General features: G+C 46.2%; 29 protein-coding genes and 1 pseudogene. 19 read left to right on the top strand and 11 right to left on the bottom strand.

Going from position 1 to position 24,467, the window contains the following annotated elements:
- Positions 1-16 precede the first annotated feature (16 nt).
- The 5 genes from mobQ to DXA36_RS09370 all read right to left on the bottom strand — a co-directional run bounded on the left by mobQ (position 17) and on the right by DXA36_RS09370 (position 5,212).
- A complete protein-coding gene (gene mobQ, locus DXA36_RS09395) occupies positions 17-1,714 on the bottom strand; it encodes a MobQ family relaxase (RefSeq protein ID WP_002593316.1) in 1,698 nt (565 codons plus the stop codon).
- A gap of 363 nt (positions 1,715-2,077) precedes the next feature.
- A complete protein-coding gene (locus DXA36_RS09385) occupies positions 2,078-2,284 on the bottom strand; it encodes a DUF3847 domain-containing protein (RefSeq protein ID WP_002593315.1) in 207 nt (68 codons plus the stop codon).
- A 92-nt stretch (positions 2,285-2,376) separates the two neighbouring features.
- On the bottom strand, positions 2,377-4,458 hold the full coding sequence (locus DXA36_RS09380) for a recombinase family protein (protein WP_002593314.1): 2,082 nt from the start codon (positions 4,456-4,458) through the stop codon (positions 2,377-2,379).
- Positions 4,455-4,670 (bottom strand): transposon-encoded TnpW family protein, encoded by a 216-nt coding sequence (locus tag DXA36_RS09375; RefSeq protein WP_002593313.1) that lies wholly within the window; start codon positions 4,668-4,670, stop codon positions 4,455-4,457. Before DXA36_RS09375 ends, DXA36_RS09380 begins: the two co-directional genes overlap by 4 nt.
- A 173-nt stretch (positions 4,671-4,843) precedes the next feature.
- Complete coding sequence (locus DXA36_RS09370) at positions 4,844-5,212, bottom strand: cysteine-rich VLP protein (protein ID WP_002593312.1); 369 nt, start codon at positions 5,210-5,212, stop codon at positions 4,844-4,846.
- Between the two features lie 159 nt (positions 5,213-5,371).
- Between DXA36_RS09370 and DXA36_RS09365 the strand changes: the two genes are divergently transcribed.
- The 4 genes from DXA36_RS09365 (at position 5,372) to DXA36_RS09350 (ending at position 8,614) form a co-directional block, all read left to right on the top strand.
- Positions 5,372-6,304, top strand: coding sequence for a hypothetical protein (locus DXA36_RS09365; protein WP_002593311.1), 933 nt, complete (start codon positions 5,372-5,374; stop codon positions 6,302-6,304).
- 68 nt (positions 6,305-6,372) lie between these two features.
- Positions 6,373-6,651: a DUF6429 family protein gene (locus tag DXA36_RS09360; protein WP_002593310.1), complete on the top strand. Its 279-nt coding sequence runs from the start codon at positions 6,373-6,375 to the stop codon at positions 6,649-6,651.
- Between the two features lie 4 nt (positions 6,652-6,655).
- Positions 6,656-7,561 (top strand): hypothetical protein, encoded by a 906-nt coding sequence (locus tag DXA36_RS09355; protein WP_002596348.1) that lies wholly within the window; start codon positions 6,656-6,658, stop codon positions 7,559-7,561.
- A 12-nt stretch (positions 7,562-7,573) separates the two neighbouring features.
- Entirely contained in the window at positions 7,574-8,614 is a 1,041-nt protein-coding gene (locus DXA36_RS09350; protein WP_002593308.1) for a virulence RhuM family protein, read from the top strand.
- Between the two features lie 59 nt (positions 8,615-8,673).
- On the opposite strand, the gene DXA36_RS09345 is transcribed toward DXA36_RS09350, so the two are convergent.
- From DXA36_RS09345 to DXA36_RS09325, 4 genes are all read right to left on the bottom strand, one after another.
- Complete coding sequence (locus DXA36_RS09345; RefSeq protein ID WP_002593307.1) at positions 8,674-9,048, bottom strand: TnpV protein; 375 nt, start codon at positions 9,046-9,048, stop codon at positions 8,674-8,676.
- A 351-nt stretch (positions 9,049-9,399) separates the two neighbouring features.
- On the bottom strand, positions 9,400-9,582 hold the full coding sequence (locus DXA36_RS09335; RefSeq protein WP_118678443.1) for a hypothetical protein: 183 nt from the start codon (positions 9,580-9,582) through the stop codon (positions 9,400-9,402).
- Between the two features lie 57 nt (positions 9,583-9,639).
- On the bottom strand, positions 9,640-10,095 hold the full coding sequence (locus DXA36_RS09330; protein ID WP_118678441.1) for a ribbon-helix-helix protein, CopG family: 456 nt from the start codon (positions 10,093-10,095) through the stop codon (positions 9,640-9,642).
- Between the two features lie 500 nt (positions 10,096-10,595).
- Complete coding sequence (locus tag DXA36_RS09325) at positions 10,596-11,450, bottom strand: LysR family transcriptional regulator (RefSeq protein ID WP_118678439.1); 855 nt, start codon at positions 11,448-11,450, stop codon at positions 10,596-10,598.
- A gap of 173 nt (positions 11,451-11,623) precedes the next feature.
- Between DXA36_RS09325 and DXA36_RS09320 the strand changes: the two genes are divergently transcribed.
- From DXA36_RS09320 to DXA36_RS09260, 13 genes and pseudogenes are all read left to right on the top strand, one after another.
- The gene (locus DXA36_RS09320; protein ID WP_118678437.1) at positions 11,624-12,475 is read left to right on the top strand and encodes an aldo/keto reductase; all 852 of its coding nucleotides are present in this window, start codon (positions 11,624-11,626) and stop codon (positions 12,473-12,475) included.
- 15 nt (positions 12,476-12,490) lie between these two features.
- Positions 12,491-13,234: a carboxymuconolactone decarboxylase family protein gene (locus tag DXA36_RS09315; protein WP_118678435.1), complete on the top strand. Its 744-nt coding sequence runs from the start codon at positions 12,491-12,493 to the stop codon at positions 13,232-13,234.
- Positions 13,231-13,641 (top strand): cupin domain-containing protein, encoded by a 411-nt coding sequence (locus DXA36_RS09310; RefSeq protein ID WP_118678433.1) that lies wholly within the window; start codon positions 13,231-13,233, stop codon positions 13,639-13,641. The genes DXA36_RS09315 and DXA36_RS09310 overlap by 4 nt, the downstream gene beginning before the upstream one ends.
- Before the next feature lie 22 nt (positions 13,642-13,663).
- Positions 13,664-14,854, top strand: coding sequence for an iron-containing alcohol dehydrogenase (locus DXA36_RS09305; RefSeq protein WP_118678431.1), 1,191 nt, complete (start codon positions 13,664-13,666; stop codon positions 14,852-14,854).
- Between the two features lie 15 nt (positions 14,855-14,869).
- Positions 14,870-15,403, top strand: a complete 534-nt coding sequence (locus DXA36_RS09300; protein ID WP_118678429.1) for a flavodoxin family protein — start codon at positions 14,870-14,872, stop codon at positions 15,401-15,403.
- Between the two features lie 32 nt (positions 15,404-15,435).
- A complete protein-coding gene (locus tag DXA36_RS09295; protein ID WP_118678427.1) occupies positions 15,436-16,206 on the top strand; it encodes an EFR1 family ferrodoxin in 771 nt (256 codons plus the stop codon).
- 13 nt (positions 16,207-16,219) lie between these two features.
- On the top strand, positions 16,220-16,978 hold the full coding sequence (locus tag DXA36_RS09290; protein ID WP_118678425.1) for a flavodoxin: 759 nt from the start codon (positions 16,220-16,222) through the stop codon (positions 16,976-16,978).
- 21 nt (positions 16,979-16,999) lie between these two features.
- Positions 17,000-17,532 (top strand): annotated as a pseudogene (locus DXA36_RS34210) (flavodoxin family protein).
- 18 nt (positions 17,533-17,550) lie between these two features.
- Positions 17,551-18,303 carry a flavodoxin gene (locus DXA36_RS09280; RefSeq protein WP_118678423.1) on the top strand — a complete coding sequence of 251 codons (753 nt, stop codon included), beginning with the start codon at positions 17,551-17,553 and terminating at the stop codon, positions 18,301-18,303.
- Between the two features lie 26 nt (positions 18,304-18,329).
- Entirely contained in the window at positions 18,330-18,974 is a 645-nt protein-coding gene (locus tag DXA36_RS09275) for a flavodoxin (protein ID WP_330425003.1), read from the top strand.
- A 142-nt stretch (positions 18,975-19,116) separates the two neighbouring features.
- Positions 19,117-19,788, top strand: coding sequence for a DUF4405 domain-containing protein (locus tag DXA36_RS09270; RefSeq protein ID WP_118678421.1), 672 nt, complete (start codon positions 19,117-19,119; stop codon positions 19,786-19,788).
- A complete protein-coding gene (locus DXA36_RS09265) occupies positions 19,785-20,819 on the top strand; it encodes an FAD:protein FMN transferase (RefSeq protein WP_118678419.1) in 1,035 nt (344 codons plus the stop codon). The genes DXA36_RS09270 and DXA36_RS09265 overlap by 4 nt, the downstream gene beginning before the upstream one ends.
- 30 nt (positions 20,820-20,849) lie before the next feature.
- Positions 20,850-21,530, top strand: coding sequence for a response regulator transcription factor (locus DXA36_RS09260; protein WP_118678417.1), 681 nt, complete (start codon positions 20,850-20,852; stop codon positions 21,528-21,530).
- A 44-nt stretch (positions 21,531-21,574) separates the two neighbouring features.
- On the opposite strand, the gene DXA36_RS09255 is transcribed toward DXA36_RS09260, so the two are convergent.
- Together DXA36_RS09255 and DXA36_RS09250 are read right to left on the bottom strand one after the other, a co-directional pair.
- Entirely contained in the window at positions 21,575-21,925 is a 351-nt protein-coding gene (locus DXA36_RS09255; protein ID WP_118678415.1) for a TnpV protein, read from the bottom strand.
- A gap of 155 nt (positions 21,926-22,080) precedes the next feature.
- Positions 22,081-22,476 (bottom strand): putative ABC transporter permease, encoded by a 396-nt coding sequence (locus tag DXA36_RS09250; RefSeq protein WP_118678413.1) that lies wholly within the window; start codon positions 22,474-22,476, stop codon positions 22,081-22,083.
- Between the two features lie 127 nt (positions 22,477-22,603).
- Between DXA36_RS09250 and DXA36_RS09245 the strand changes: the two genes are divergently transcribed.
- Complete coding sequence (locus DXA36_RS09245) at positions 22,604-23,914, top strand: bifunctional folylpolyglutamate synthase/dihydrofolate synthase (RefSeq protein WP_118678411.1); 1,311 nt, start codon at positions 22,604-22,606, stop codon at positions 23,912-23,914.
- Positions 23,904-24,461, top strand: a complete 558-nt coding sequence (gene folE, locus DXA36_RS09240) for a GTP cyclohydrolase I FolE (protein WP_207666350.1) — start codon at positions 23,904-23,906, stop codon at positions 24,459-24,461. The genes DXA36_RS09245 and folE overlap by 11 nt, the downstream gene beginning before the upstream one ends.
- Positions 24,462-24,467 lie beyond the last annotated feature (6 nt).

The following is a 24,467-nucleotide window of genomic DNA, read 5'->3' as shown; positions in this document are numbered from 1 at the left end:
TTATTGAAGCAGTGTTTTACCGCTCCTGCTCTTTGTATTTGGCTTTTTTCTGCTGCTTTTCTGGCTGCTGTTTTTGCTTCAGGTGTTCTTGAATAGAGCGTGCTTCTGTTTTTTCCCCCAATAATTCAGAAACATCACGCTTGCTGTCAAACAGGATAAGCGGATCAAATTTTTCTCCATATGCCGCTTTGATCTTGGAAGTGGCAGATTGAATCTTCTCTCCCTGTAAGACGATCCGCTGTTCTGAGAGTTCTGCCGAATCCACATTTTTTGCCTGCTCCTTTAATTCTGAGAACTGCTTTAAGGCCTCCTCCAACTCAGCAGCATATTTTTCTTCCTGCTTTGTCAGCCGTTTCAAATTTTCCTCCATAGCCGAAACACTCTTTTTAACCTCAGCAATTCCAGTATCCTCACTACAATCAAATGAACTGAGGAGCATCGTCTTTTCGGATCTCAGTTCTTCTAAATCTTCCGTCAGTTCGGCAATCTGTTTTGCCAAATCATTATGAGCAACAAACTGATAAAATGGTGTCGCTTTCTTTTCTGTAAGCAGCGTTTTCCGTTCTTTGGTCGTATTTTTAATCTGCTGTACCAGTACGGAATATCGCTCTAAGTCGGGCTTCAGCACATTCAGGCTTTCCGATAATTTGTGCTTTCCAAAACCGGCATAGCGAATCTGATAGCAAAAAATAACCATGTTCGCCCGTAAGGACTCCATTGCTTCTGCAAGAGCAGGAACAGATGCTTTAACTACCTGAATCAACTTCTTGACCGTTGCTTTCAGCTCACGGAGCAACGCATTGTCTGCCTTAATCTGACGATTTAACTCACAGCGGTCAGAAACAATTCCCTTTTTCTCCAATGCTCTTGCAACCACACCCTCGTGAATGGTGGGCTGTTCGCTCAAGCCTCGATCTGCATGGCTGCGGTGGTCAATGCGTTCTTTGTGTCCAGCACGCTCCAAATGGCGGTTCGTTACATCCGCCCACGCTGCTCTCCATAAAACAAGTTGTTCTTCGCTGTTCCAACGCTCAGCAATAGGATTTTGTCTGCCGTATTTCGTGCTTTTGGGATATTTCGATACCCGTTCATAGCCTTTTTCTTCAGCAGCAGAAGCAGTCATATAAACCTTTTTCTTTCCTACCTTATACTGGTATTGCTTTTCCCATCCCTCTGTCTGTGCCGTCTTAAACTCATCCGCAGTAAATCCTTGTTCCTCTCCATTTTTCACACAGAGATATTCCTTCTGTGTCTTATATTTCCAGTTTCCTTTTTCATCTAACGGGCGCACTGTCAGCATGATATGAGCATGGGGATTGTGACCGGGAGGATATGGATCATGAATTGCCACATCCGCACACATACCATCATCTACAAAGGTTCCAGAAATAAAATCAGACAGCAGCTTTTCCCACTGTGTTTCGTTCAGCTCAATCGGCAAAGCGACCACAAATTCACGGGCAAGGCGGCTGTCTTTTGTCTTTTCATTTTCTTCCACGGCGTTCCAAAGCACGCTCCGTTCTTTCCATTCTGATGGGGCAAACTCTGGTAGGAACACCTCCTGCCAGGCAAGACCTTTTTTACGGGTGTAATCGTGCTGAATCCCGTCATAGTCATTCAGTATTTTAGAACAACTTAAATACGCTGCCGCAGCGACTGCACTTCGCCCTGCACCACGGCTGACTATTTTTGCTTCCAGATGATAGATTGCCATTTGGCTTCACCGTCCTTTCTTTCTGTTTCTCTTTTGAAAAGAGAAAATGGGTGTCGCCGAGAATGCGATACCCATAACTGCGTAAAAGCTGCCAGTGGCAGGTTTTCGCAGGCAGGCGGCGAGATGGGGTGGCAATATGCCACCTCATCGTTTTGCTGATAGAGCAAATATAGAGCCGACTGCACAGGGAATGTTCGCTTGCGACATTGCCTGCCCCCTCTGGAGAACTGTCTGAAAGACAGTTCGTGAAGAGCGCACGAGCCCGACCAACGGGAGGGATACCACCGCCTGCTTTGCAGGTGGTGAGTAAGTGCGCCCTTCGGGAAAAAGAAAAAGCGACCGATAGCCGGTCGCTCATAAAAATCATCGGATTGGTTTGAATACTTCGCATAAAAAATCCTCCAACTGTTCCAAAGTCATCTGTGTTGTCTGCGGTAATGCTTTCTCTAAAATCGCACCTTCCTGAACCAGCCGCCGTGTCCGTGCTTTTCGCTCTTTCTGTCGGTCACGCATCTCGGCTTCTTCCAATCTGTGCTTCGCCTGTAAAAGCTTCTTTTCATTTTCTGTCATAGGTTTTATTCCTTTCTGCCGTATCCGGCTGAAAACGCAAAGAAGGCGGCTCATGAGATTTTATTCTCACAAGTCGCCTTCAGCGTCATTTATTATGCTGTTTTCTGTTTTTGCCCGTTTTCTTTAATAGGCGGGGCATCAAGCAATACTGGTTCGTTCTTTTTTATTTGCTTCGCAACATTGCGTTCTTTCTGCATCCTGCGGTTTGCTTCCGTCCTGCAATCATCACAACAGTATTTTACATCTCTCCGTGTAGCGGTAAAAGTTTTTCCGCAGTTCTCGCAGACACATTCCCGCTTTCGGTTTTCCGCTGCTTCCTGACGGTAAAATTTAGTACGGCACTTCGGACTGCAAAACAGAGTATTTGACCGCTTGGATTCAAATTCTTCACCACAGCATTTACAGATTAGCTGAAATGGCTGACCAACTGCGTGCTCACCAGCCTTGATTTTTTGGTAGCGTTCCCGGCTCTTGATGCGGTGTCTGCGAAGCTGTTCCTGCCGCTTGATCTCCTCCGGTGTCAGATCCGGTTCGGGCAGTTCAAACCGTCCGATAAATTTCAGATAAATCTCAACCTCCTGCACCCGATCCCCGTCAATCTTTTCCGGGGCGTGGACAATGATTTTTTCAATAAACTCATTGATCATTGGAGTAGTCAGTTCGGAAAAGTCGGTGTACTTCTTTGCCAGTGAAAGGAACTGCTCCGCACGGTCAGTATCTTCCTCAAAAGAGGACAGATGCGATTCTGCATCCGATACAGATGTGACAAGAGCTTTCTGCTCCGCTTCGTATTCTGCAAGCAGAGTATCAAAGCGCTCATCGGTAATGCGCCCAATGGCAAAAGATTCGTAGAGCTTTTTGATAATGGTATCAAGCTCGGCAATACGCCTACGGTCTTTGTTCAACTTGCGTTTGGTATCCTTTGCGACTTCCGCCTGTCTGATTTGAGAAGCAGAACGCACCTTTTTCATAAACTCATCCTGATTGGCGATGGCAAAGGCGCTGGCTGTTCGGATGGTTTCCAAAACAAGCTCTCTGACCGCTTTTGTCCGAATATAGTGACCGCTGCAAGCATGAGTGCGCTTTTGATGTGCCAATGTGTAGGCGGAGCAATCATAAAAATCAGAGGGATAGGGATTGCTCTTCGTACCGCCTTTGGAACGGTGATTGGTCATTTTCGCTCCGCAGTCAGCACAGAACAAAAGTCCAGTCAGCGGATTGGCTTCGCCAAGCGTATCGTGGCGTCTCGGTGTCTTTCGCAGTTTCTGTGCAAGCTCCCACATTTCCTTATCTACAATCGCTTCGTGGGTGTTCTCAAAAATTAGCCAGTCCTCCTGCGGATTCATAACCGGATTTTTGTCCTTGTAGGACTGCTTGTGAGAACGGAAATTGACCGTATGCCCCATATATTCGGGCTTGGAGAGAATCTGCCCAACGATATAACCACTCCAGTTATAAGGGTTGGGAAATTCCTCTTTACTTTTCCAGACGCCACGCCCCTGCTTTGCGGCGTAGACCGCAGGAGTTTCCACCTTATCGTCATAGAGGATACGGGCGATGTCATAAGGACCGTTTCCCTCGATGGTCAGCCGGAAAATGCGGCGGACAACCGCAGCGGCTTCCTCATCGATATACCAACTGTACTTATCACCCGGCATTTTCTTGTAGCCATAAATGGCACAGTTGGTGGTAGGCTTGCCGGATTCGCCTTTCACACGGATCGCTGTTTTCTGCTTGCGGCTCAAATCACGAAGATACCACTCGTTCATAATGTTGAGGAACGGGGCAAACTCATTGCTGTTCTGATCGTCGCTGTCCACGCTGTTGGCAATCGCCACAAAGTGAACATGATGCTGACGGAAGAATACCTCCGTGTAAAAGCCTGTTTGCAGATAATCACGCCCCGCCCTGCTCATATCTTTTACAATGACATGAGCAACTTTGCCCGCTTCGATGTCTGCAATAAGCTGTTTCCAAGCGGGACGCTCAAAATTTCCTCCACTCCAACCGTCATCGGTATAGTGCTGACAGTTCGTATAACCTTTCTGATGGGCATAGCTTTCAAGGTATTTTTTCTGATTGACAATACTGTTGCTATCACCAGTCTGGTCATCATCACGGGACAGCCTTTCATATAAAGCTGTGATTTTTCCTTCAGTCTGTTTTACGCTCATGATGCGCTCCTTTCAGACTGTCGGCTCATTTGTGGTGAATCTATTATACCACAAGTTCCGCCAGTTGTAACCGTTTCATTGCGAATCATCCGTAAAATTTTATCCTCCATCGTTTCCTTCTCTGTATCACTGAATACTACTTTAACTTTATAGGTGGTGCCGCCAATGCGGCGAGTCATATAAGAAAAATTACTGTTCTCGTTTTTTGCCATAGGCAGTTACCTCCGTGTTGAAATGTTCATTGTTTTTTCGTATAATAGGTTTAGTTCCGGCACGGTGTAACCATTTGCATGGTTAAAATCGAGCAAAAGGTATTCACACCCTGCCAATACAGAAATGCCCTCAAAAAAGCCTTGCGGCACAAGGCTTTCCGAGGGCAAAAGCGTTACATCTGTTGTTGTTTCTCCCGATACTTACGCACCCTTGCTGCTGTCTGCTTACGGCGAGCTTCTTCGGCACAGCGCTGTGAGCAGTACACCCGTTTTCCGTCAGTTGGGAACGGCTTGCCGCATTGTTTACAATGAGTGGTCGATATTTGCGTGAATACGGCTTCCAATCCTGCATCTTCCGGCAGGACAGACTTGCGGAAATATCTGCATAGTGCGCTGTTGGTAAAGCAGATACCCAACATTGGACAGTCACAATCCAATGGCAGGCAGCCGTACTCTTTGTCGTAGTTGGCACAGAGAGAAGTAACCAGCTTCTTGATCCGCTGCTTCTCCCTGCCCGTCAGCTCACGATAATTGTTTGACATAGGCGGTTTCCTCCTTTCATTCAGTGTCGAAAGTAATCTAATAACAGGCAAAATAGGTTACATCCTCACTTATAGGAGAAATACAGGGTACTTAGCGGAACTGTTTTTATGGAGAATCCAAAAAAATTTCAAAAATATTTTTGAAGGGAGGTGTCTGCGGTGTTTGACGATCCCGAACGATATGAACATGACGGTTTTTATGAAGAAGATACTGACTATGAAGATGAATATGAAGCGGACGATTCCGATTACATAGTCGATGACGAAGAAAATGAAAACGCCCTTTGGGACGATGAGGAAGAAGAACCCGCTGACGATCTTCCCGAAAAGAAGCGAAGGAAGCGGAAGAACCAAGTTGTTCTTGCTGACAATGATACAGATACCGAAGAAACCGAATTATCCGAACAGGTCAGACGGCAGATTACAAAAGAAAAACAGCTCATCGAAGAACTGGAAGCCGACGCCGAGGAACATCCCTTTGAGGATGGTACTGACGAGGAAGAACTGGAGCGTAAGAAGCTCAAACGAGAACTGCGGGCAGAAGCCCTTGCACGATTGGAGGATTCCGCCAGAACACAGCGGGAGTTTGAAAATGTGATTGCATGGTGGGACAGGCTGGACGCTAATCGGGAGCGTAGGGAACGCTATCATGAACTCAGCAGAAGCGGCGATGATGTTCCTCTTGATTACGGGGCATCTGCCAATGAACTCTTTTTTCCGGATACGCTAAATGATGTGCTGGAAAAGCAGATACGAAAAGGTGATTTCATTGACGCAATTTTCTACTGTCCTTACGATATACATGAACTTGTAACGGAAGAATACCTATCCAAAATTCTCTGGGAATTGACTGAGGAACACAAAGAGCTGCTCTTTCTCTGTGCTGTCCGGTTGTTTAGCTCAATAAGGATCGCTAAAATACGGAATCAAAGCGACCGGAACATCCGCAAGGTGCGTGGCACGATGCTCAAAAAGATACGAAAAAAGCTGCTTCCTGCACTTTTGGATAAGGTAGAAAAGCAACAGCCAATGACCTTATTGGAGAAAGATTTTTTAGAAGAATCCAGAATGGAGATTGATTCAGGGGAATAGAAATCGTATAATCGATAATATAAAACAGAGTTATTCAGGTTACAATATGAAGTGAGGAATAGACTGATATGGGAAATATAAAAGCAGAAGAAGCAATGAGGGAATTAACACTGATGCTGTTATACCTCTCCCGCTTTACACAGAGAGAAAAGTTTCACGAAGCAACCGATTTTTATGCATGGAAAGGCTACGATTTTGATATACTGAACGAATTGGACGATGCAGACTATATCCGGCAGGGAAATCATCCGTCCCGTTCCAAATCGGTATATATTACGGAAAGCGGTATGGAACAGGCAAAAGAGCTTTTATCCAAATATGGTATCAGTGATTGGAAACAGGGGTGAGAAAATGAAGAACCTTTTTGAACGCACCAGTTCTAATTGGGTGCGGTATAGTGAATATGAATGGAAGGCGGCAGAGGACGGAACTCTGTATCTCACGCCCACCAAAACGGCGCAACCGAGTATTTATGATCCGCTGGCAGAGTATCAGAAAATTGTATTGGATGCCATCAACATAGGACGCATGGGTATGAGCAAAAAGCCGGATGCCGAAATTCAGAAGGCTATCCAGCAATTTGCGGTGAAATACGGCTTGTTTGGACTGATGACTGCGTTACCTACCACACCAAACTTTATGGAATATGAGGCGGTGTATCTGCCGAAAAACCACTTTATCAAAAAAGAAACTATGTCCACGGAAAAATATCTGGCACTGTTCTTTCCATTTGACAAATTGGATGTGATCAAGCGTGGTATCGAGTCCATGTGGAACATCCAAAATGACCGTGTTATGATGGCACTGGCTTTGACCATGACAGATAAGCCGATGGCGGTCAACATGAGCTTTCAGCGGGAATATGCGGAGCGATATGAATGGATAAAACAGCAGTTCATCGACTGGGCGTTTACCTATATCAACAGTTTCCTTTATTATGAGGATTATGATACACTGAACGATGAAACCCGGCAGATGATGCAGCAGAGCATGGCGGCATTTGGCGGCATCGCTCCAACTTATCATATAGCCCTTTTGGATAAGCCGACGATTATTTGGGATTTTCACTCTCTCATGCTTGGAGTTCAGATGATGTTCAGCTTTATGCTGACCGACAGCGAAAACCCGATTAAGCTTTGCAGGCATTGTACCAAAGCTTTTGTCGCAAGCAGACCAAGTGCTGTATTTTGCAGCCCGCAGTGCAAGAACAAGCATAATGTTTACAAAAGCAGAGCGAGAAACAAAAGTGAAGAATAGGAAGGGAATGGAATGGATATGAACGAAGAATATGGGCTAACTCCTTATGAAACAAGGGAAATCCTGTTTTATAAAACTGATAATGGTGAAGTTCGGGTTGAAATCCTTTTATATCAGGAAAACTTGTGGCTGACGCAGGCAAAGATGGCAGAATTATTTGAAGTGCAAAAGGCGGCTATTTCAAAACATTTGAAAAATATTTTTGCATCCGGCGAATTGCAGGAAGAAGCAGTTGTTTCCAAAATGGAAACAACTGCGGCAGACGGCAAGCGGTACAATACAAGCTATTACAATCTGGATGCCATTATTGCTGTCGGATACCGTGTTAATTCTAAAAAGGCTACGATGTTCCGCATTTGGGCAAATCGAGTATTAAAAGAATTTATTATTAAAGGCTATGTGATGGACGATGCACGACTGAGAGAACCAGAAAACCTCTTTGGTAAGGACTATTTTGAGGAACAGTTGGAGCGTATTCGTGATATTCGCTCCAGCGAGCGCCGTTTTTATCAAAAAATCACGGACATTTACTCCCAGTGCAGTGCTGACTATGATGTGAACAGTCCTGTTACAAAAGAGTTTTTTGCCACAGTACAGAATAAGCTTCATTACGCTGTCACTCATCATACGGCGGCTGAGATTGTTTATGGACGAGCCGATAGCACGAAACCAAACATGGGCTTGACAACTTGGAAAAATGCTCCGCAGGGGCGTATTCGCAAGTCTGATGTTTCAATCGCCAAAAACTACTTGAACGAAGAAGAAATGATAAATCTGAATGAGATCGTGACAATGTATCTGGACTATGCCGAAAGACAGGCACGGCGAGGAAATATCATGTATATGCAGGATTGGGTTAATCGTTTGGATGCGTTCCTCCAGTTCAACGAAGAAGATATTTTACATGACAAAGGCAAGGTGACCGCTGCCATCGCAAAGGCGTTTGCAGAAAGTGAATTTGAAAAATTCCGTGTTTTGCAGGACAGAACATATCAGAGTGATTTCGACCGTCTTGTGGCAAATATCGAAGAAAACAGCAAACAAACAAAATAAATCAGGAAACCCCACGCTTCCGATTTTATTGTCAGAAGTGTGGGGCTTTTGTATCAGGTTTACAGATCATATACCAATTCGTGCAGAACGATTTCTTCCGCACGGTTACGGATACTGTTCATACGGCGCACCCATTCTATTTGATCAGCCGCTTTGAACGCTTCAGTTACGCCTTCCTGCTTTGCCATAGCTGAAACGATGTTTTCAATGCGCTCGTTGCAGACTTGATCGATTTCAGCTAAATGCTTGAACAGCGTTCCCTCCAGCACATAGTTGTTGTAGAGTATTTTACGGTACTTTTTCAGATAGCTGCGGCGCATACGCCCGTATTTGCCTATCTGATATTCGCCGTCATCCGGCAAAGTAATGTTGGGAATGAAATAATATCCCACTTGACGGTATGTACCGCCCATTTCTTCAAAGATAGTTTTCATAAAATTCAGCTCCTTTTGTGTTGATTTCCAGCGGTTATAAGGCTTTTTGACTCCTTTCTTACAACTGCTTTTCAATTCACCACAAATGAGCCGCAGTCATATGTATTAGGTGGCAGAAACAACCCTTTACATATTAACTCTTGGTGCTGGATGCTGCCGGACTCTCCGGCATATTCGTCCTCTTGACTTAAACGGCAGTAGAGAGCCGTGATATTGCCGCCGGCGGTTCGCCGGTCGTTTTGCTGTACCATTCTAAAACTCCTTTCCTCTGTACAGCCAAAACGATTCGGGTAAATTGTATGTCCTTATTTTACCCGGAATCGCTTTGCGCGTCCAGACATTTTTGGCTCTCTACGCCGTCCCTGTGTCTCTATCTATTAAACGGGCGACCTTGTCTGTGGCGGTCATACCGCCTTGCTCCTTATAATGGGCAGTTACAAGATACGTCGCCCCGCCGATTTCAAATTTACGCTTCTTTTCGTTTTCGGCAATCTTCTTTTGCAGCATTCTTTCAGATTGGCCGAACTTATCCATGCAATTCCTCCTCTCTGTTTAGTTGTCCGCTTGCAGATGTGCCAGACGACAGACAGTTTAACCGTCTGCGAAAAATTCATTCAGCGTGCTGTTGCTTTGCTTCATGTATTCTGTTCCCAACGTTCCCGCCTGTTCCGCCATATGGACAAAATCCGCAAGGCTGTCAAGGCCGCCCATTTCCATCAGCACCTTGATCAGCAGGAAGTATCCGGCGGCCGATGCCTTTCCACTTTTCAGCAAATTTCTGTTGATTTTCGGCATATGCTCCTCGAATGTCTGATTGACCGCCGCGCGAATGTCCTCAATGTGGTAGACAGACGTAAACTCCTGCCGGACGATACCGGCGATAAAGTCGATGCTCTGCTCATAGCTATGGATTTTCAGCCCTTCTTCAATAAAGTGGCGCAGCAGCTCCGCCACGGTCTGATGCCGGGAGATGGCCAGCCTTTTAATCTCATCGGCGGTCTGTTCCGGCACTTTAACATTTAATTGAATCGTCTGAAATGGTTTCATTTTCCACCTCTTTCCGGGTTATAAAACGGTGTTCTGAAAGGGTTCCGTGATATTGCCCTGATTTCTGTTGCAGGCTTTGCCTGTAAGCCGTTTTGGTGGGGAATGACATTCCCCTATTCCTGCCTTAACTTCAAACCTTGCGGTTTGCTGTTAAGTTTACCCTGCCGCAAGCGGCAGGCAGTCGCTTCGCTCCCGTTGTAAAGCATCCAGTCGAATACCTCCCTTCCCGGCAAAATAAAAAGCCTGACAGACCAGACGCATGGTGCGCCGGGTGTGTCAGGCTTTGCTTCTATTCGTTTTACTTCTTGTGGTGGGGCCTTTTCTGCCGTGGGTTAAGAATAACAGGCCAGTGAAGTTTTGTCAAGCTGTGACGGCGAACGTCAGGAGACGTAATTTGTGAATGTTTTTTACTCCTTGAACGACTCAATCTAACGGTTTATAAGAGCGTATAAGTAAGTATAGGATTTCGTGTACTTGGTGTAATAGACAATCAGCTAAAGCTAAGAGTTATCATTTTCAATCTGATGAAAGAACGAAGATAGTTTTTTCTGGTTCGCTGTCAAACAGATACAGTAATAGGTGGCATGGGCTTCTTCATCAAGAATAGGAATGATGACCCGGTTTGACGGTTTCCCCTCTCTTTCCATAACAACATCAGAGGTAAAGGATGGCAGCGCGGAAGCCTGCACCACTTCTCGGAATACCGAGTAATCATCTTGCAGGAGAAAATGGGTTGCTTTCATTTTTTCCATGTGCATATGATGCCAAAAACCAATTTTGGAATGCAGCAGCATGGTTTCTCCGTCTAAATCTTTTAGATGAAGCCCCTTCTTTCCAGATAGCGCGTGGCCCGGTGGCAGAGAAAAAAAGAGTTGTTCTTCTCCATATTTTGTGCAATAGACATTCGACTCATTGATAAGAGTGGGTGTTACGATTATGTGAAAGGTTCCATCCAGTAGTCCCTGCAACAATTTATCCGGCTCCTTTATCTCGGAGGAAATTGTCATTTCTGGATAAATGGTGTTCAGCATCGGAGCGATATTCCATAAGGGAGCAGGAGCGCAGGAACCGACCGCTATGGTGCGCTGGCTGCGCTCAAGCGCACGAACACCGTTGACCATATCCTGAATTTGCGTTGTGATTTTTCGTGCGTACTGTACAGCTAGTTCACCATTGGGATTTAATGCAATTTTATTCTTTTGCCGGTCAAACAGTACTACCCCCAGATCATTCTCCAGTCTTTGCATAGAGCGGCTGACGGCCGGTTGCGATACGTGCAATTTTTCAGCGGCTTTTGATAGCGTGCCATGTTCTGCTATGAAAATCAACTGTTCTAATTGCTGTGTGTCAATCAAATCGTTCCCTCCTTACTTGGAATAGGTGCTTTGCATATTATACTTCATTTAAGTTGGCTTTTCAATATGCACTATGCGTTTAGAGCATAGCAGATAAAAGAATCGGCATTGTACTTTTTACGATGCCGCTTTTATAATAAATGTAAGAATACAGAGAAATAGGAGGAAATAACGTGCAGTATGTAACAGTAAATGACGGTATTCAAATGCCGCTCATGGGCTATGGTGTTTTTCAAATTACAGATGCTTTGCAGTGTGAACAGTGCGTTCAGGACGCGCTTGAGGTGGGATACCGCCTGATTGATACAGCGGCGGCATACCACAACGAAGAAGCGGTGGGGGCGGCAATTCATTCCTCCGGCATTTCGAGAGAGGATTTGTTTATCACAACAAAGCTCTGGATTCAGGATGCCGGGTATGAAAGTACGTTGAAAGCCTTCGATGTTTCTTTGCAGAAGCTGGGGCTGGATTATTTGGATTTGTACCTCATCCACCAACCCTTTGGCGATTACTACGGCGCATGGCGGGCAATGGAAAAATTGCAGAAAGACGGTCTGATTCGCGCCATTGGCGTCTGCAACTTTTCTCCGGATCGTCTGATTGACCTGTGCATGAACAGCGAAACCACACCCGCCGTCAATCAAATCGAAATTCATCCGTTCTATCAGCAGAACGATGCCTTGCAGATTATGGATGAGTTTGGAGTCAAACCGCAGGCGTGGGGGCCGCTTTCGGAAGGGCAAAAGAATATTTTTCATAACAAGCTGCTGAAATCCATTGCCGCAAAACATGAAAGGACAGTGGCGCAAGTAATCCTGCGCTGGCACATGCAGAGAGGCGTGATTATTATCCCCAAAACGGTTCACAAAGAACGTATGGTGGAAAACATGAATATTTGGGATTTTGAACTGACCGAGCCGGAAATGCAGTCGATTGCCACAATGGATATTGGCCACAGCGAAATCATTGACCACCACTGCTGGTGTACGGCCAAGCAGCTCAACGGATTAAAAATCCACGAATGATAGGAGGTATATGAAATGAGAAACAACTATCTTGCAAGATTTCAAACAACTGATCCTGAATTTTATCAGTTTTTTAAAGCCTTTGCCGAACACGAAGCCGTAAAGGAACCGGAGGTTATACTTGACGAAAAAAAACGCTGTTTGGCAATTTTGGCTACCCTTCTTGGTTGTCAGGGAATTGACCTGTACAAAGATGTACTGCGTGAAGCCTTAAAGCAGGATGTTTCGCCGGTTGAAGTGAAAGAAACCGTATACCAAGCGGTTGCCTACTTGGGAATTGGCCGGGTATACCCTTTCCTGAAAGCGACAAATGATGTTCTTACAGATATGGGAATTGCCCTCCCGACCGCAGGGCAGGCCACTACCACACCTGAAACAAGGCTTGAGCAAGGGAGTCAGGCACAGGCTGATATTTTCGGATCGGATTGGAAAGATTTCTATAAATCCGGCCCGGTGGAAACCCGTCATATGAACCGCTGGCTGGCTGCGAATTGCTTTGGCGATTATTATACGAGGAACGGTTTGGACAAAAAGCTGCGGGAAATGATTACCTTTTGTTTTTTGTCCGCACAGGGTACGGAGCCACAGCTAAAGGGGCATATCAACGGAAATTTTTCAGTCGGAAACGACAAGGCGTTTTTGATTGCCGTAGCGTCACAGTGTATGCCCTATATCGGTTATCCGAGGACACTCAATACTTTGCGCTGCATCAATGAGGTGGTAAAGGAAAACGAAGAAAACGCAGGAGGTGCAAAATGAATCGTCTGGAAGATAGTAAAAGCGAAAGCCCGTTTCCGGTAGGAGAAGAAAACACGGCGTTCGCAAAGTATTTTACAGGGAAAAGCTACCTGAGTTATTTGTCAGAGCAGCAGATCGGGATTGCCAATGTCACCTTTGAGCCGGGATGCCGGAATCATTGGCATATCCATCATGGCGGCGGACAGATCCTGCTGTGTACTGCGGGACGGGGCTATTATCAGGCATGGGGACAGGAAGCAAGAGAACTTCACCCCGGAGATGTCGTCAATATTTTGCCGGAGGAAAAGCATTGGCATGGGGCAGCCCCCGACAGTTGGTTTTCTCATATCGCAATATCCGTTCCAGCAGAAAATGTAGGCTGTGAATGGCTGGAGCCGGTAACGGACGAATACGTTGTCTTAAAATAATCTAAATCAGGAGGAAAAAACAATGAGTTTTAATTTTGGAATTTCTACAAATGCAATGTTTGGAGCAGGACAGCTTCTCAATCTTCATACGCAGCTTAACGCCCCCATGGGTGCTGTGCAGGGGAAAAAGGCGCTGGTGGTCATCTCCAACGGAAAGTCTACCCGCAGCAATGGGTATCTGGAACGTCTGGAAAATGAGCTGGCGCAGGCCGGTGTGGAATATGTGATTTTTGATAAGATTTCTGCCAATCCCACCAAGCCGGTTGTGGAGGAAGGCGGCAGATTTGCAAAAGAGAACGGCTGCGACTTCATCGTTGCGCTCGGCGGCGGTTCTGTAATAGATGCTTCTAAGGCCATTGGCATCATGGCAACGAATCCCAGCAATGATTTGTGGGACTATGTGATGTTTGGAACAGGCAAAGGGCAGTGGCCGCCGGTTCCGTCCCTTCCCATCGTGGCGATTACAACGACTGCCGGAACCGGCTCCGAAACCGATGCGGGCGCTGTTATTACCAATCCGGCAACAGAGGAAAAGACGGGAGTGTTTGGCACCGGCACGATGCCTGTTCTCGCAATCATTGATCCGGAACTGATGCGCAGTGTTCCCGCCAAGTTTAAAGCTTATCAGGGCTTTGACGCGCTGTTCCACAGCACAGAGGGGTTTATCTCCAATAAACGCAATGAAATGAGCAAAATGGTTGCCAGCGAAGCCATCAGAAACGTCAGCGAAAATTTGGCAGCGGCAATCCGCGAGCCGGAAAATGTAGAGGCTATGGGTAAGGTTGCATTCGGGAGCTACCTCTCCGGCATTCAGATGTGTGTCGGCTCTTGCACAAGCGCCCACCCGCTGGAACACGCATTAAGCGCCTACCATGAGAATCTTCCCCATGGCGCTGGCCTGATTATGATTTCCAAGGCTTTCTATCGTTTCTTTATCAACAAACATATCTGCGATGACTGTTTTATCGAGATGGCAAAGCTGATGGGGATGAGTTCGGCCAATCAGCCAGAGGATTTCATTACGGCGCTGGAACAGCTTCAGACAGACTGCGGCGTGGCCGACCTGAAGATGTCCGACTACGGCATTACGCCTGATGAATTTGAAAAAATGGCTCAGAACGCCAAGGATACGTTGGGCGTAAACTTTGAGAATGATCCCTGTATGTTGAGCAATGCGGACTGCGTTGCCATCTATCAGGAATCTTACAAATAATAGGAGGAAGCAACTATGAGTAAAACGATTTTAGCAATCATATCAAGCCCTCGTAAGGGTGGAAATTCCGAAACGCTGGTAGAACAGTTTGTAAAGGGAGCAAAAGAAGCAGGGCATTCTGTGGAAACAGTTTTCCTGCGGGACAAAAAAATTGCACCCTGCATCGCCTGTGAAGCCTGCCTGAAGAACGGCGGCACTTGCGTCCAAAAAGATGATATGGCTGAAATCCTGAATAAGATTATCGCTGCTGATGTCATTGTGCTGTCCACGCCGGTGTACTACTATTCCATTTCAGCGCAACTGAAGGTGATGATCGACCGCACGCTGGCCGGTGGCGGGAAAATGAAGAATAAGGAATTTTACCTGATCGCTACGGCTGCTGACGGCAAATACGCGATGGAGTGTACCATGAACGATATGGAGGGATTTGCCGCCTGTGTTCCCGGCTCTGTTGTTAAGGGCAAAGTCTATGGTTCGGCATTCCATGTTGGCGATATTCAGGGCAATCCTGCGCTGGAGGAAGCCTATCATTACGGAAAAGACTGCTGATTGTTTTCAGACCAGAGAGGAAGGAGGCTGCAATGATATTTTATTTTACCGCCACGGGCAATAGCCTGTATGTGGCGAAGCAACTGGATAAAAGCCCGATCAGCATCCCACAGATCATCCATCAAAAGGATTTGTCATTTGAGGATGAAACCATAGGAATTGTCTGCCCTATTTTCGGGCATGAAGTACCGCCAATGGTGCGGGAGTTTTTGCAAAAAGCATCTTTTAAGACGGCATATTTCTATATGGTGCTTACTTACGGGAAACGTCACGGCGGCGCTGCGGAACTTGCTGATGAACTAACGGGGAGTTTAGGAATTGCGGCTGCTTATATCAATACTGTTTTAATGGCAGACAACTTTTTGCCTGCTTTCGATATGGAAGAAGAACGCAGGCTGGACAAAAAAGTGGATGAGCAGATAGCGGCCATCAGACTGGATATCCAAAACCGTAAATATGGGATTCAGCCCGCCACCGATGCAGACCGTGCGGCGCATCAGGAGTTTTTGTCACGAAGCAGTCAGCCGCCCGCAGAAAGATGGAAGAATCTTTACCGTATTACGGAAGCCTGTATCGGATGTGGAATCTGCGAAAAGGTTTGTCCGGCAAATTGCTTTCAGATAAAATATGGTAAGGCGATACAAAAGGAAGATGGATGTCAGGCTTGCATGGCCTGCATCCACCATTGCCCACAGAAAGCGATTGCGCTGAATATGCCGGAAAAGAATCCGAATGCCCGATACCGAAATGAACAGATTGCCCTCTCTGAAATTATTGCGGCAAATGATCAAACGAATTTGTGAAAGTTGGTGAACGATGAAGAAAGTAATTAGCATGGCACTATCGGTTATGATGATATTTACGTTGGCTGCCTGCGGAAATAACGCTGCCATTGACGCGGACAAAGGATCGGGGCAGACTTCAAAAAGTGAAGTGGAATCCTCCAGCACTCCCAAGGAAAGCACCGCGCCAAATGAGCAGCAGCCCTCGGCATCGGAGTCTGCCGGATCTGACAGTCAAGCTGATGCGAAAACACTGGTCGTCTATTTCTCTGTGCCGGAAACCACCGATCCTGACAATATGACCGAGGAACAAGAGAACAGTACAGTGGTTATCAACGGTGAGGTACTGGGTAACACGCAGTACATGGCAATGGTGATTGCAGAGAACACCGGGGCGGATTTGTTCCGTATTGAACCTGAAGCACCTTATACAACTGACCATTCGGCGCTTGTGGATCAGGCAAAGAAAGAGCAGACCGATGAAGCTCGTCCTGCGATTGCGGCTCAAATCGAAAATCCGGATCAATATGACACGATATTCGTGGGCTATCCCAACTGGTGGGGAGATATGCCAATGATCCTGTACACTTTTTTTGACGAGTACGATTTTTCCGGGAAAAACATCATTCCTTTTAATACCCATGGCGGCAGTGGATTTTCAAATACGATCAGCACGATTAAGAACTTGGAGTCAGGTGCAAATGTTGATGAGGATGGATTATCTATCAGCCGAAATAACATTCAAGATGCGGAAGCTGACATTATTAGTTGGCTTGACGGACTTGGATTCTAAAAGTAAGGAGACGAGTTTAGAATGAAGAATATTTTAATTTTATCCGGCAGCCCCCGTAAGGGCGGAAACTCTGATCTTCTGTGCGACGAATTTTTGCGCGGCGCGCAGGAAAGCGGAAACAGGGTGGAAAAGATTTTTCTGCGCAACAAAAAGGCTATTGCAACGCCTGCTACTACTGTAAAAAGAGCGGCGGCAAATGCACCATTCAGGATGATATGAGCGAGATTCTGGACAAGATGCAGGCAGCCGATGTGATTGTGCTGGCAAGTCCTGTTTACTTCTATTCCATTGACGCACAGATGAAAGCAGTTATCGACCGCTCCGTGGCAAGGTGGACGAATATATTAGACAAGGAATTTTATTACATTATGACTGCCGCCGAGGATGGCGAAACCGTGATGGATTGCACACTGGAGTGTTTCCGTGGATTTGCCGCCTGTTTGAAGGGATCTAAGGAAATGGGCGTGATTTATGGAAAGGGTGTTTATGAACCCGGCACGATCAAAGCCACGCCTGTGATGAGCGAAGCCTACGAAATGGGAAAACGCGCATGAGTAAATCAAGGAGGTTACATGAGAAAAATACGGAAAGCAAAACAAAATAAGCTGCTGCTCCTATTATCTGTGTTGACAATGCTGCTGATTATGACTGCCTGTTCCGGCAGGTCAGATATAAGCGGAGAGACGCAAACCGCTCCGACTACTGCTCCGGAAACCAATAATGTACCAGCAGAAAGCAATACGGAAACGGTTGGAGCAAAAGAGGAAGCCAAAAACGGTGAAGGGAAAATCTTAATTGCCTATTTTACCGTTCCTCTCAATGACGGCGTGGATACGGTGGCGAGGGCAAGCCGCACAAAATCAGATGACGGCACATATGGAAATGTTCGGTATCTGGCAAATCTCATTCAAGGCTATGTTGGCGGAGAGTTATTCTCCATTGATACCGCTCAAAAATATCCAATGGACGATATGGATGAGATGCTGGATTTCGCCTATAAAGAGAAGGCTGACAATGACCGACCGGAGTTATCGACTCACATCGAAAATTTAGATGATTACGATATTATTTTTATCGGTTATCCTAACTGGAATGCGGATTTACCGATGCCAATGTACACCTTTTTTGAAGAATATGACTTTAGCGGCAAGACAATCATTCCTTTTGTTGCCCATGGCGGCAGTCGGGCATCCGATACCGTTCAGACGATTGCTGAACTGGAACCCGATGCAACAGTCTTTGATACCCCTGCCACTGTTTCATGGAACGAAATAGATAAGGCTGACAGCATTATCAGCGAATGGGTAAGCACTTTGCCCTTCTGATTAAGAAGAATGGAGGTAGTGCAGGAATGAAAAAATTCAAGCACTTTTTAGGGATTTTGTTGTCAGGCGCACTGCTGTTCGCTTTGTCCGCCTGTGGTCAATCGGCGCCTCCGCAGCCACAAGCGCCCGCTCAAAATCAGGAGTCAATCTCGGCTGAAAACAGCACTGAAATCAGTCCGTCAGAAGATTCCAATCCTGAAACAGCGGCAGATGCCATAAAAGGCAAAACGCTGGTGGTCTATTACTCCGCTACCGGAAGCACGAAAGAGGTCGCCGGATACATTGCGAATACCGTGGGCGGTGACATCTTTGAAATTGCTCCGGTGGAACCCTATACTTCTGGCCATTTAGACTGGACAGATGATACCAGCCGCGTCAATCGGGAGCATGACGATCCCTCTCTGCGAACCGTGGAGTTGGTTTCCAACACAGTGAACGACTGGGATTCCTATGATACAGTATTTATTGGCTACCCTATCTGGTGGGGCATTGCCGCTTGGCCGGTGGACAGTTTCATCGCAGCGAATGACTTTAGCGGAAAAACAGTGATACCGTTCTGTACATCGGTTTCTTCCGGGCTTGGGACAGAGCGGTCAGCTTTTGGCGGAGGCGGCAGAAGCTGGCGATTGGATGGAAGGCCACAGGTTCTCCAGCGGAGCATCGGCATCTGAAGTCCAAGAATGGGTTGCTGATCTCAATCTCATGGTGAATGAATCAGCAATGTAAACACCGTTTCCCTTTCATGGTAATCTGCAACAGCGCCAATAACCTTGAACGAAGTCTGATAAATTTCAATTTGAATGGAGTCCTGAAATGAGCGTAAAAGCAAAATGGAGAATGTTGGTTGATAGCTTGATGGTGGTACTTATACCGCTGTTAATGGCATATTCCTTAATTGGAGAAACAGCACACGAGTGGTTAGGCGTGATGATGTCCCTGCTTTTTGTTGGACATCATCTGCTAAATTTTTACTGGTTTAAGGGACTGGTAAAAGGCAGATGGACGGCATTACGAATTTACCAGACTATCGTCAATATTCTCCTTTTGCTATGTACGCTCGGCTTAATCATCAGCGGCATTGCGCTTTCACGCACTGTTTTTTCGTTCCTGCCAATAGAGGGCGGCGGGAGTTGGGGCAGGACGCTCCATTTATTAACCTCGTACTGGGGGTTCGTGTTGATGTCCTTTCACTTAGGACAGCACTGGAGCATGATTCTAAACAGGGTGCGGCGTTCAGCGAAACGCCCCGTTATATTACGAGTTTTGGCCGTTGCTTTCGCCGGATATGGTATCATAGCCTTTATAAAACGTGAAATAGGCACTTATATGACATTACAAAATACATTTGTCTATTTTGATTTTGGCGAACCCTTATTTTTTTTCTTTATCGACTACATAGCAATTATGGGATTGTTTGTATTTCTTGGATACTATGTTACATCAGCGTTAAAATGGCTGAATAAAGGAATGAGCAGGGAGCGATGAAAAAAAGAAAAAAAGTAATTGCAACCGTTATTCTTTTATTATCTCTATTGGGATGTTTTTCGCAGCAAAATGAGACAGATATCGAGAAAACGATTTCCTTCTTTGCTATGGACACTTATATTGAACTGACCGCATCCGGCGAAAATGCCGACGCTTCTCTTGCAACGGCACAAAAACGAATTGAGGAATTGGAGCATTTGTGGTCGGTAACAGATAAAAAAAGCGAAATCTATGCGCTTAATCATAGCAAGGGACAGTCTTTATTGTTAAGCGATGATACCGCCGCTCTGCTTTCTTTCGCTTTGGAGGTTGCCCAAAAGACAAACGGTGCATTAGAACCGACCGTTTACCCGGTACTGGCCGCATGGGGATTTACAACTGAAGAACGAAACATCCCATCAGAACAAGAGATAGCGCAGAGCATGGAACTGGTTGGGTACAAGAACGTGGAACTGATTGGGAATACGGCAACCCTGCCGATAGGGATGCAAGTTGATTTAGGCGCAGTCGGCAAAGGATATGCAAGTGACGAGGCCGCAGAAATTTTAAGAGAGAATGAAATTAACTCTGCACTCCTTGATGTTGGGGGCAGTGTTCAAATGATAGGTAAAAAGCCAGACGGCAGCGACTGGAAAATTGGTTTGAAAAACCCGCTTTCAGACGGCAATTTGGGAGTTTTAAGTATTTCTGACTGTGCGGTTGTGACATCTGGTAATTATGAGCGATATTTCATAGGTGAGGACGGAAAGCGATACGGGCATATTATAGATCCTGCTACCGGCCATCCAACGGAAAATGAACTTGCTTCGGTGACTGTTATTGCAAAAGACGCAAAACTCTGTGATGGATTATCTACGGCATTATTTGTTATGGGACTTGAAAATGCAAGCGATTATTGGAAAAAACATCAGGACTTCGATATGATTTTAATAATGGAGAATGGGGAAATTCATCTTACCGAAGGTATAAAAAATAATTTTTCTTTGAGTGAGGAAAGCAAGAATACGAAGATAAATGTAATAAATTTGTAAAAGCATTTATTTTAGGAGAGGGGGTTTCATATGAACCATGTATTGATAATTGATAAGGATTTATTAATTTGCAAAGAAATAAAATACAGTTTGCAGGATGATATGACGGACGTGTATTATACGCAATCTGTCGAAGAAGCGATACATATGCTGCAAAAAGAATCCTATTCACTTGTCATTATGGACGCCTGCCTTTCTCAATATGGTGGGACTGCGCTCATTCAGCAAATTCGGCAAATGAACCCTCTCCCTATCCTTGCCCTATCTGAAACCGCCAGTACAGCGGATAAAGTGGCGGCGCTCAAATGTGGCGCTGACGACTTTCTGAATAAACCCTATGATTTGGAAGAATGTCTTGCCAGAGCGCAGGCGCTTATGCGGCGATACACCCAGCTTAACCATATAACCGGCCGCAATTATGCCCTTGTCAGCCATGGGAATTTGATGTTAGATACAGCACGGCGGCAAGTTACCGTAGGAAATGAAAAAGTTATCCTGACAAAGAAAGAATATGATCTCCTGCTGTATTTTATAAAGAACAGTAACCGTGTATTAACATTTGAGCAGATATATAACGCGGTATGGCATGAGGAATATCTAAAGGATAACTCGACTATTTTCTACCATGTCGGAAACCTTAGAAAGAAGATAAATGTCGATTGGATTGAAAGCGTATATGGAATTGGATATCGCATTCACGGTATAAATTAAGAAGCTGTGCCGAGCGAGACAACAATCGAGCGGCACAGCTTTGTTTATACATAAATCAGTTCTGTTTTTACAATTTCATCGGCAACAGCCTGTGCCTGCTCCGAGATACGAATACGCTCCAGCGCATCCTCCTCCGGCATGGGGTGCTGTTTTAGATAATCGGCGCGAAGGCGCTCTGAAAGTTCAAATACACGCATATCCACCGTGGCACAATGCTCTGCCAGCTTTCCTGTGAAAAGCAATTCCCGGTACATTTCCTGCTTGAATCCGTGAAGATACTCCAAGAGCAGGCATCCGTACTTTCCAAGATTTTTTAGCAGCTCGCTGCCCTCAACCTCAATGTTCGGGTAAAGTAATCCGTCAATTTCGATATACTCCAAATCCATGATAGCCATAAGCGGCCTCCTTGATAAAATGATTTACAATTTACCAGTTTCGTTTCGGCTGTTTGCCTTAACTTACTTGTTTCTCGTAAACATCCTTATCAAAGAGACCGCTTTGGCTGCCGCTTCTTTTCTTCCTTATTATCTTTCTCCGTCACAGGACAGGATTATTTCCTGTCCGTTATTGCATGTTCCATAAGCAGGCCGGTTATAATCCAACAAGGGGCATAATCAAGCCGGATGATTCTTCCGATATTCCAGCGGGCCTTTCCGTAATTCCAGGGGCACAGCCCTTTTTTCTGAAGGAGAAAACCGGAGGCATATTCTGCGGAAAATATACAGAGGGCATAAACGCAGCCCCGTACCAGCCAATGGCAGCGCTTTACCAGGGAATAAATTGGCTTTAACAAACAGCCTGCGCCGTAAATGGGAAACATCCAAAGGGATGTGGTGCCCTGCAGGGACATCTTCCTCTGCTGCAGGGAATGGAGGGCGGTAAATGTAATTTCAAGGCACCAGCCAAGGATGCCGCATTTAATAAAATCTTTTACTATTTTTTGCATGCTAATATTTTTACCGCTTATTCTTTTTTTATTCGAATTGTGCTATAGTGTGTTTGAAATCAGGGAGGCAGGAAGTTGTGCGGCAGCTGCGCCGGGATATTAACGGCGGTGAAGGAGGAGAAGAAAAATGAATTATCAGCAGGCGATTGCTTATGCGGCAGAATGTGCCGGTTACGGCTGCGTTCCGGGACTGGAGAATATGCAGGATTTGCTTGGAAGGCTGGGAAATCCGCAGAATGAGCTTGTTTTTGTACATATAGCAGGGACGAACGGAAAAGGATCCGTAATGAATTTTATATCCACGGTTTTGACGGAAGAAGGATATAAAACAGGCAGATATCTTTCACCCACCATTTTTGAATACCGGGAACGTTTTCAGATCAATGGAAAATATATCAGCAAAGCGGAACTGGGAAGGTTTATGGAGCCTGTGAGGAATGCGGCGGAGGCTATGGCGGCGGAAGGGAAAAACCATCCCACTGCTTTTGAAATAGAAACAGCCTTATGCTTTTTGTGGTTCCGGGAGAAAAAATGTGATATCGTGGTTCTGGAAACGGGCCTGGGAGGGAGGCTGGATGCCACCAATGTGATTCCGGCCCCTCTTCTGTGTGTACTGACCTCCATCAGTATGGATCATATGGCTTTTCTTGGTGATACCCTGGAAAAAATTGCATGGCAGAAAGCGGGAATCGTTAAGGCGGGAAGCCGGGTGGTGACAGGGAAGCAGAAGCCGGAAGCTATGAAAGTGATAACGGAGGCCTGTGAAAAGCTGGGCTGTCCATATTCTGTTTTGGATCCGGAGGAGATATCCGGTATAAAGTACGGGCTGGAAAAACAGCGTTTCAGTTATGGAAGCCACAAAGGGCTGGAAATAACCATGGCGGGAAACTATCAGATAGAAAACGGTGCGCTGGCGGTGGAAGCGCTTGACCGGCTGGGAGAGCTGGGCTTCCCTGTAAAGGACGAGAAGCTGCGGCGGGGGCTGCTGCAGGCAAAATGGCCGGGCAGATTTGAAATTGTCGGCAGAAAACCGCTTTTTCTGGTGGACGGAGCGCATAATGAAGACGGAGCCGACAAACTTGCACGCTCCATACAGTTTTATTTTACAAATAGAAGAATCATATATATAATGGGAATATTGAAGGATAAGGAAGCGGATAAAATAATCCGGAATACCTGCCGGTATGCGGAAGCGGTCATTACGGTGGCGGCGCCGGGAAATCCCCGGGCGATCCCGGCCTATGAGCTTGCCGGAGAAGTCCGCCGGTATCATGAAAATGTGACCGCTGCGGACAGTCTGGAAGAGGCTGTGGAGATGGCCCGTCTGCTGGCGGGCAAAGAGGATGTAATCCTTGCCTTCGGTTCCCTCTCTTTTCAGGGGGATATCATCAGAATCGCAGAAAATGGTGCAGTCAGGAGAGACACGCATGGTAGATAAGTCAAAAATTGAAGAAGGGGTAAGACTTCTTCTGGAAGGAATCGGGGAAAATGCGGATCGGGAAGGGCTGCGGGAAACGCCCCGGCGGATCGCGCGCATGTATGAGGAAATTTTCGGCGGTATGGACGAAGATCCGATGGTTCCGCTGTCCAAACAATTCCAGGCGGAAGGCGCCGGAATTGTCCTGGAAAAGGACATTACCTTTTATTCCACCTGCGAGCATCATCTCATGCCCTTTTTTGGGAAAGCCCATGTGGCTTATCTGCCGGACGGCAAGGTGGTGGGACTGAGCAAGCTGGCCAGGACGGTTGAAATTTTTGCCAGAAGGCCCCAGCTTCAGGAAAAGCTGACGGCCCAGGTGGCGGATGCCATGATGGATTATCTCCGGCCGAAGGGCGTGATGGTGATGCTGGAAGCGGAGCATATGTGTATGACCATGCGCGGTGTCAAAAAGCCGGGAAGCAAAACGGTAACGGTGGCTGTGAGGGGCGCATTCGAAGAAAACAGCGGACTGCAGGATACCTTTTATCATATGCTGGGAAGATAGGCAGCA

It is taken from the genome of Eisenbergiella sp. OF01-20 (genome assembly GCF_003478085.1).
In the GTDB taxonomy this organism is placed as follows: Bacteria; Bacillota; Clostridia; order Lachnospirales; family Lachnospiraceae; genus Eisenbergiella.
Note: the sequence above shows the minus strand (reverse complement) of the source record. Positions and strands in the feature narration are given on the sequence as shown.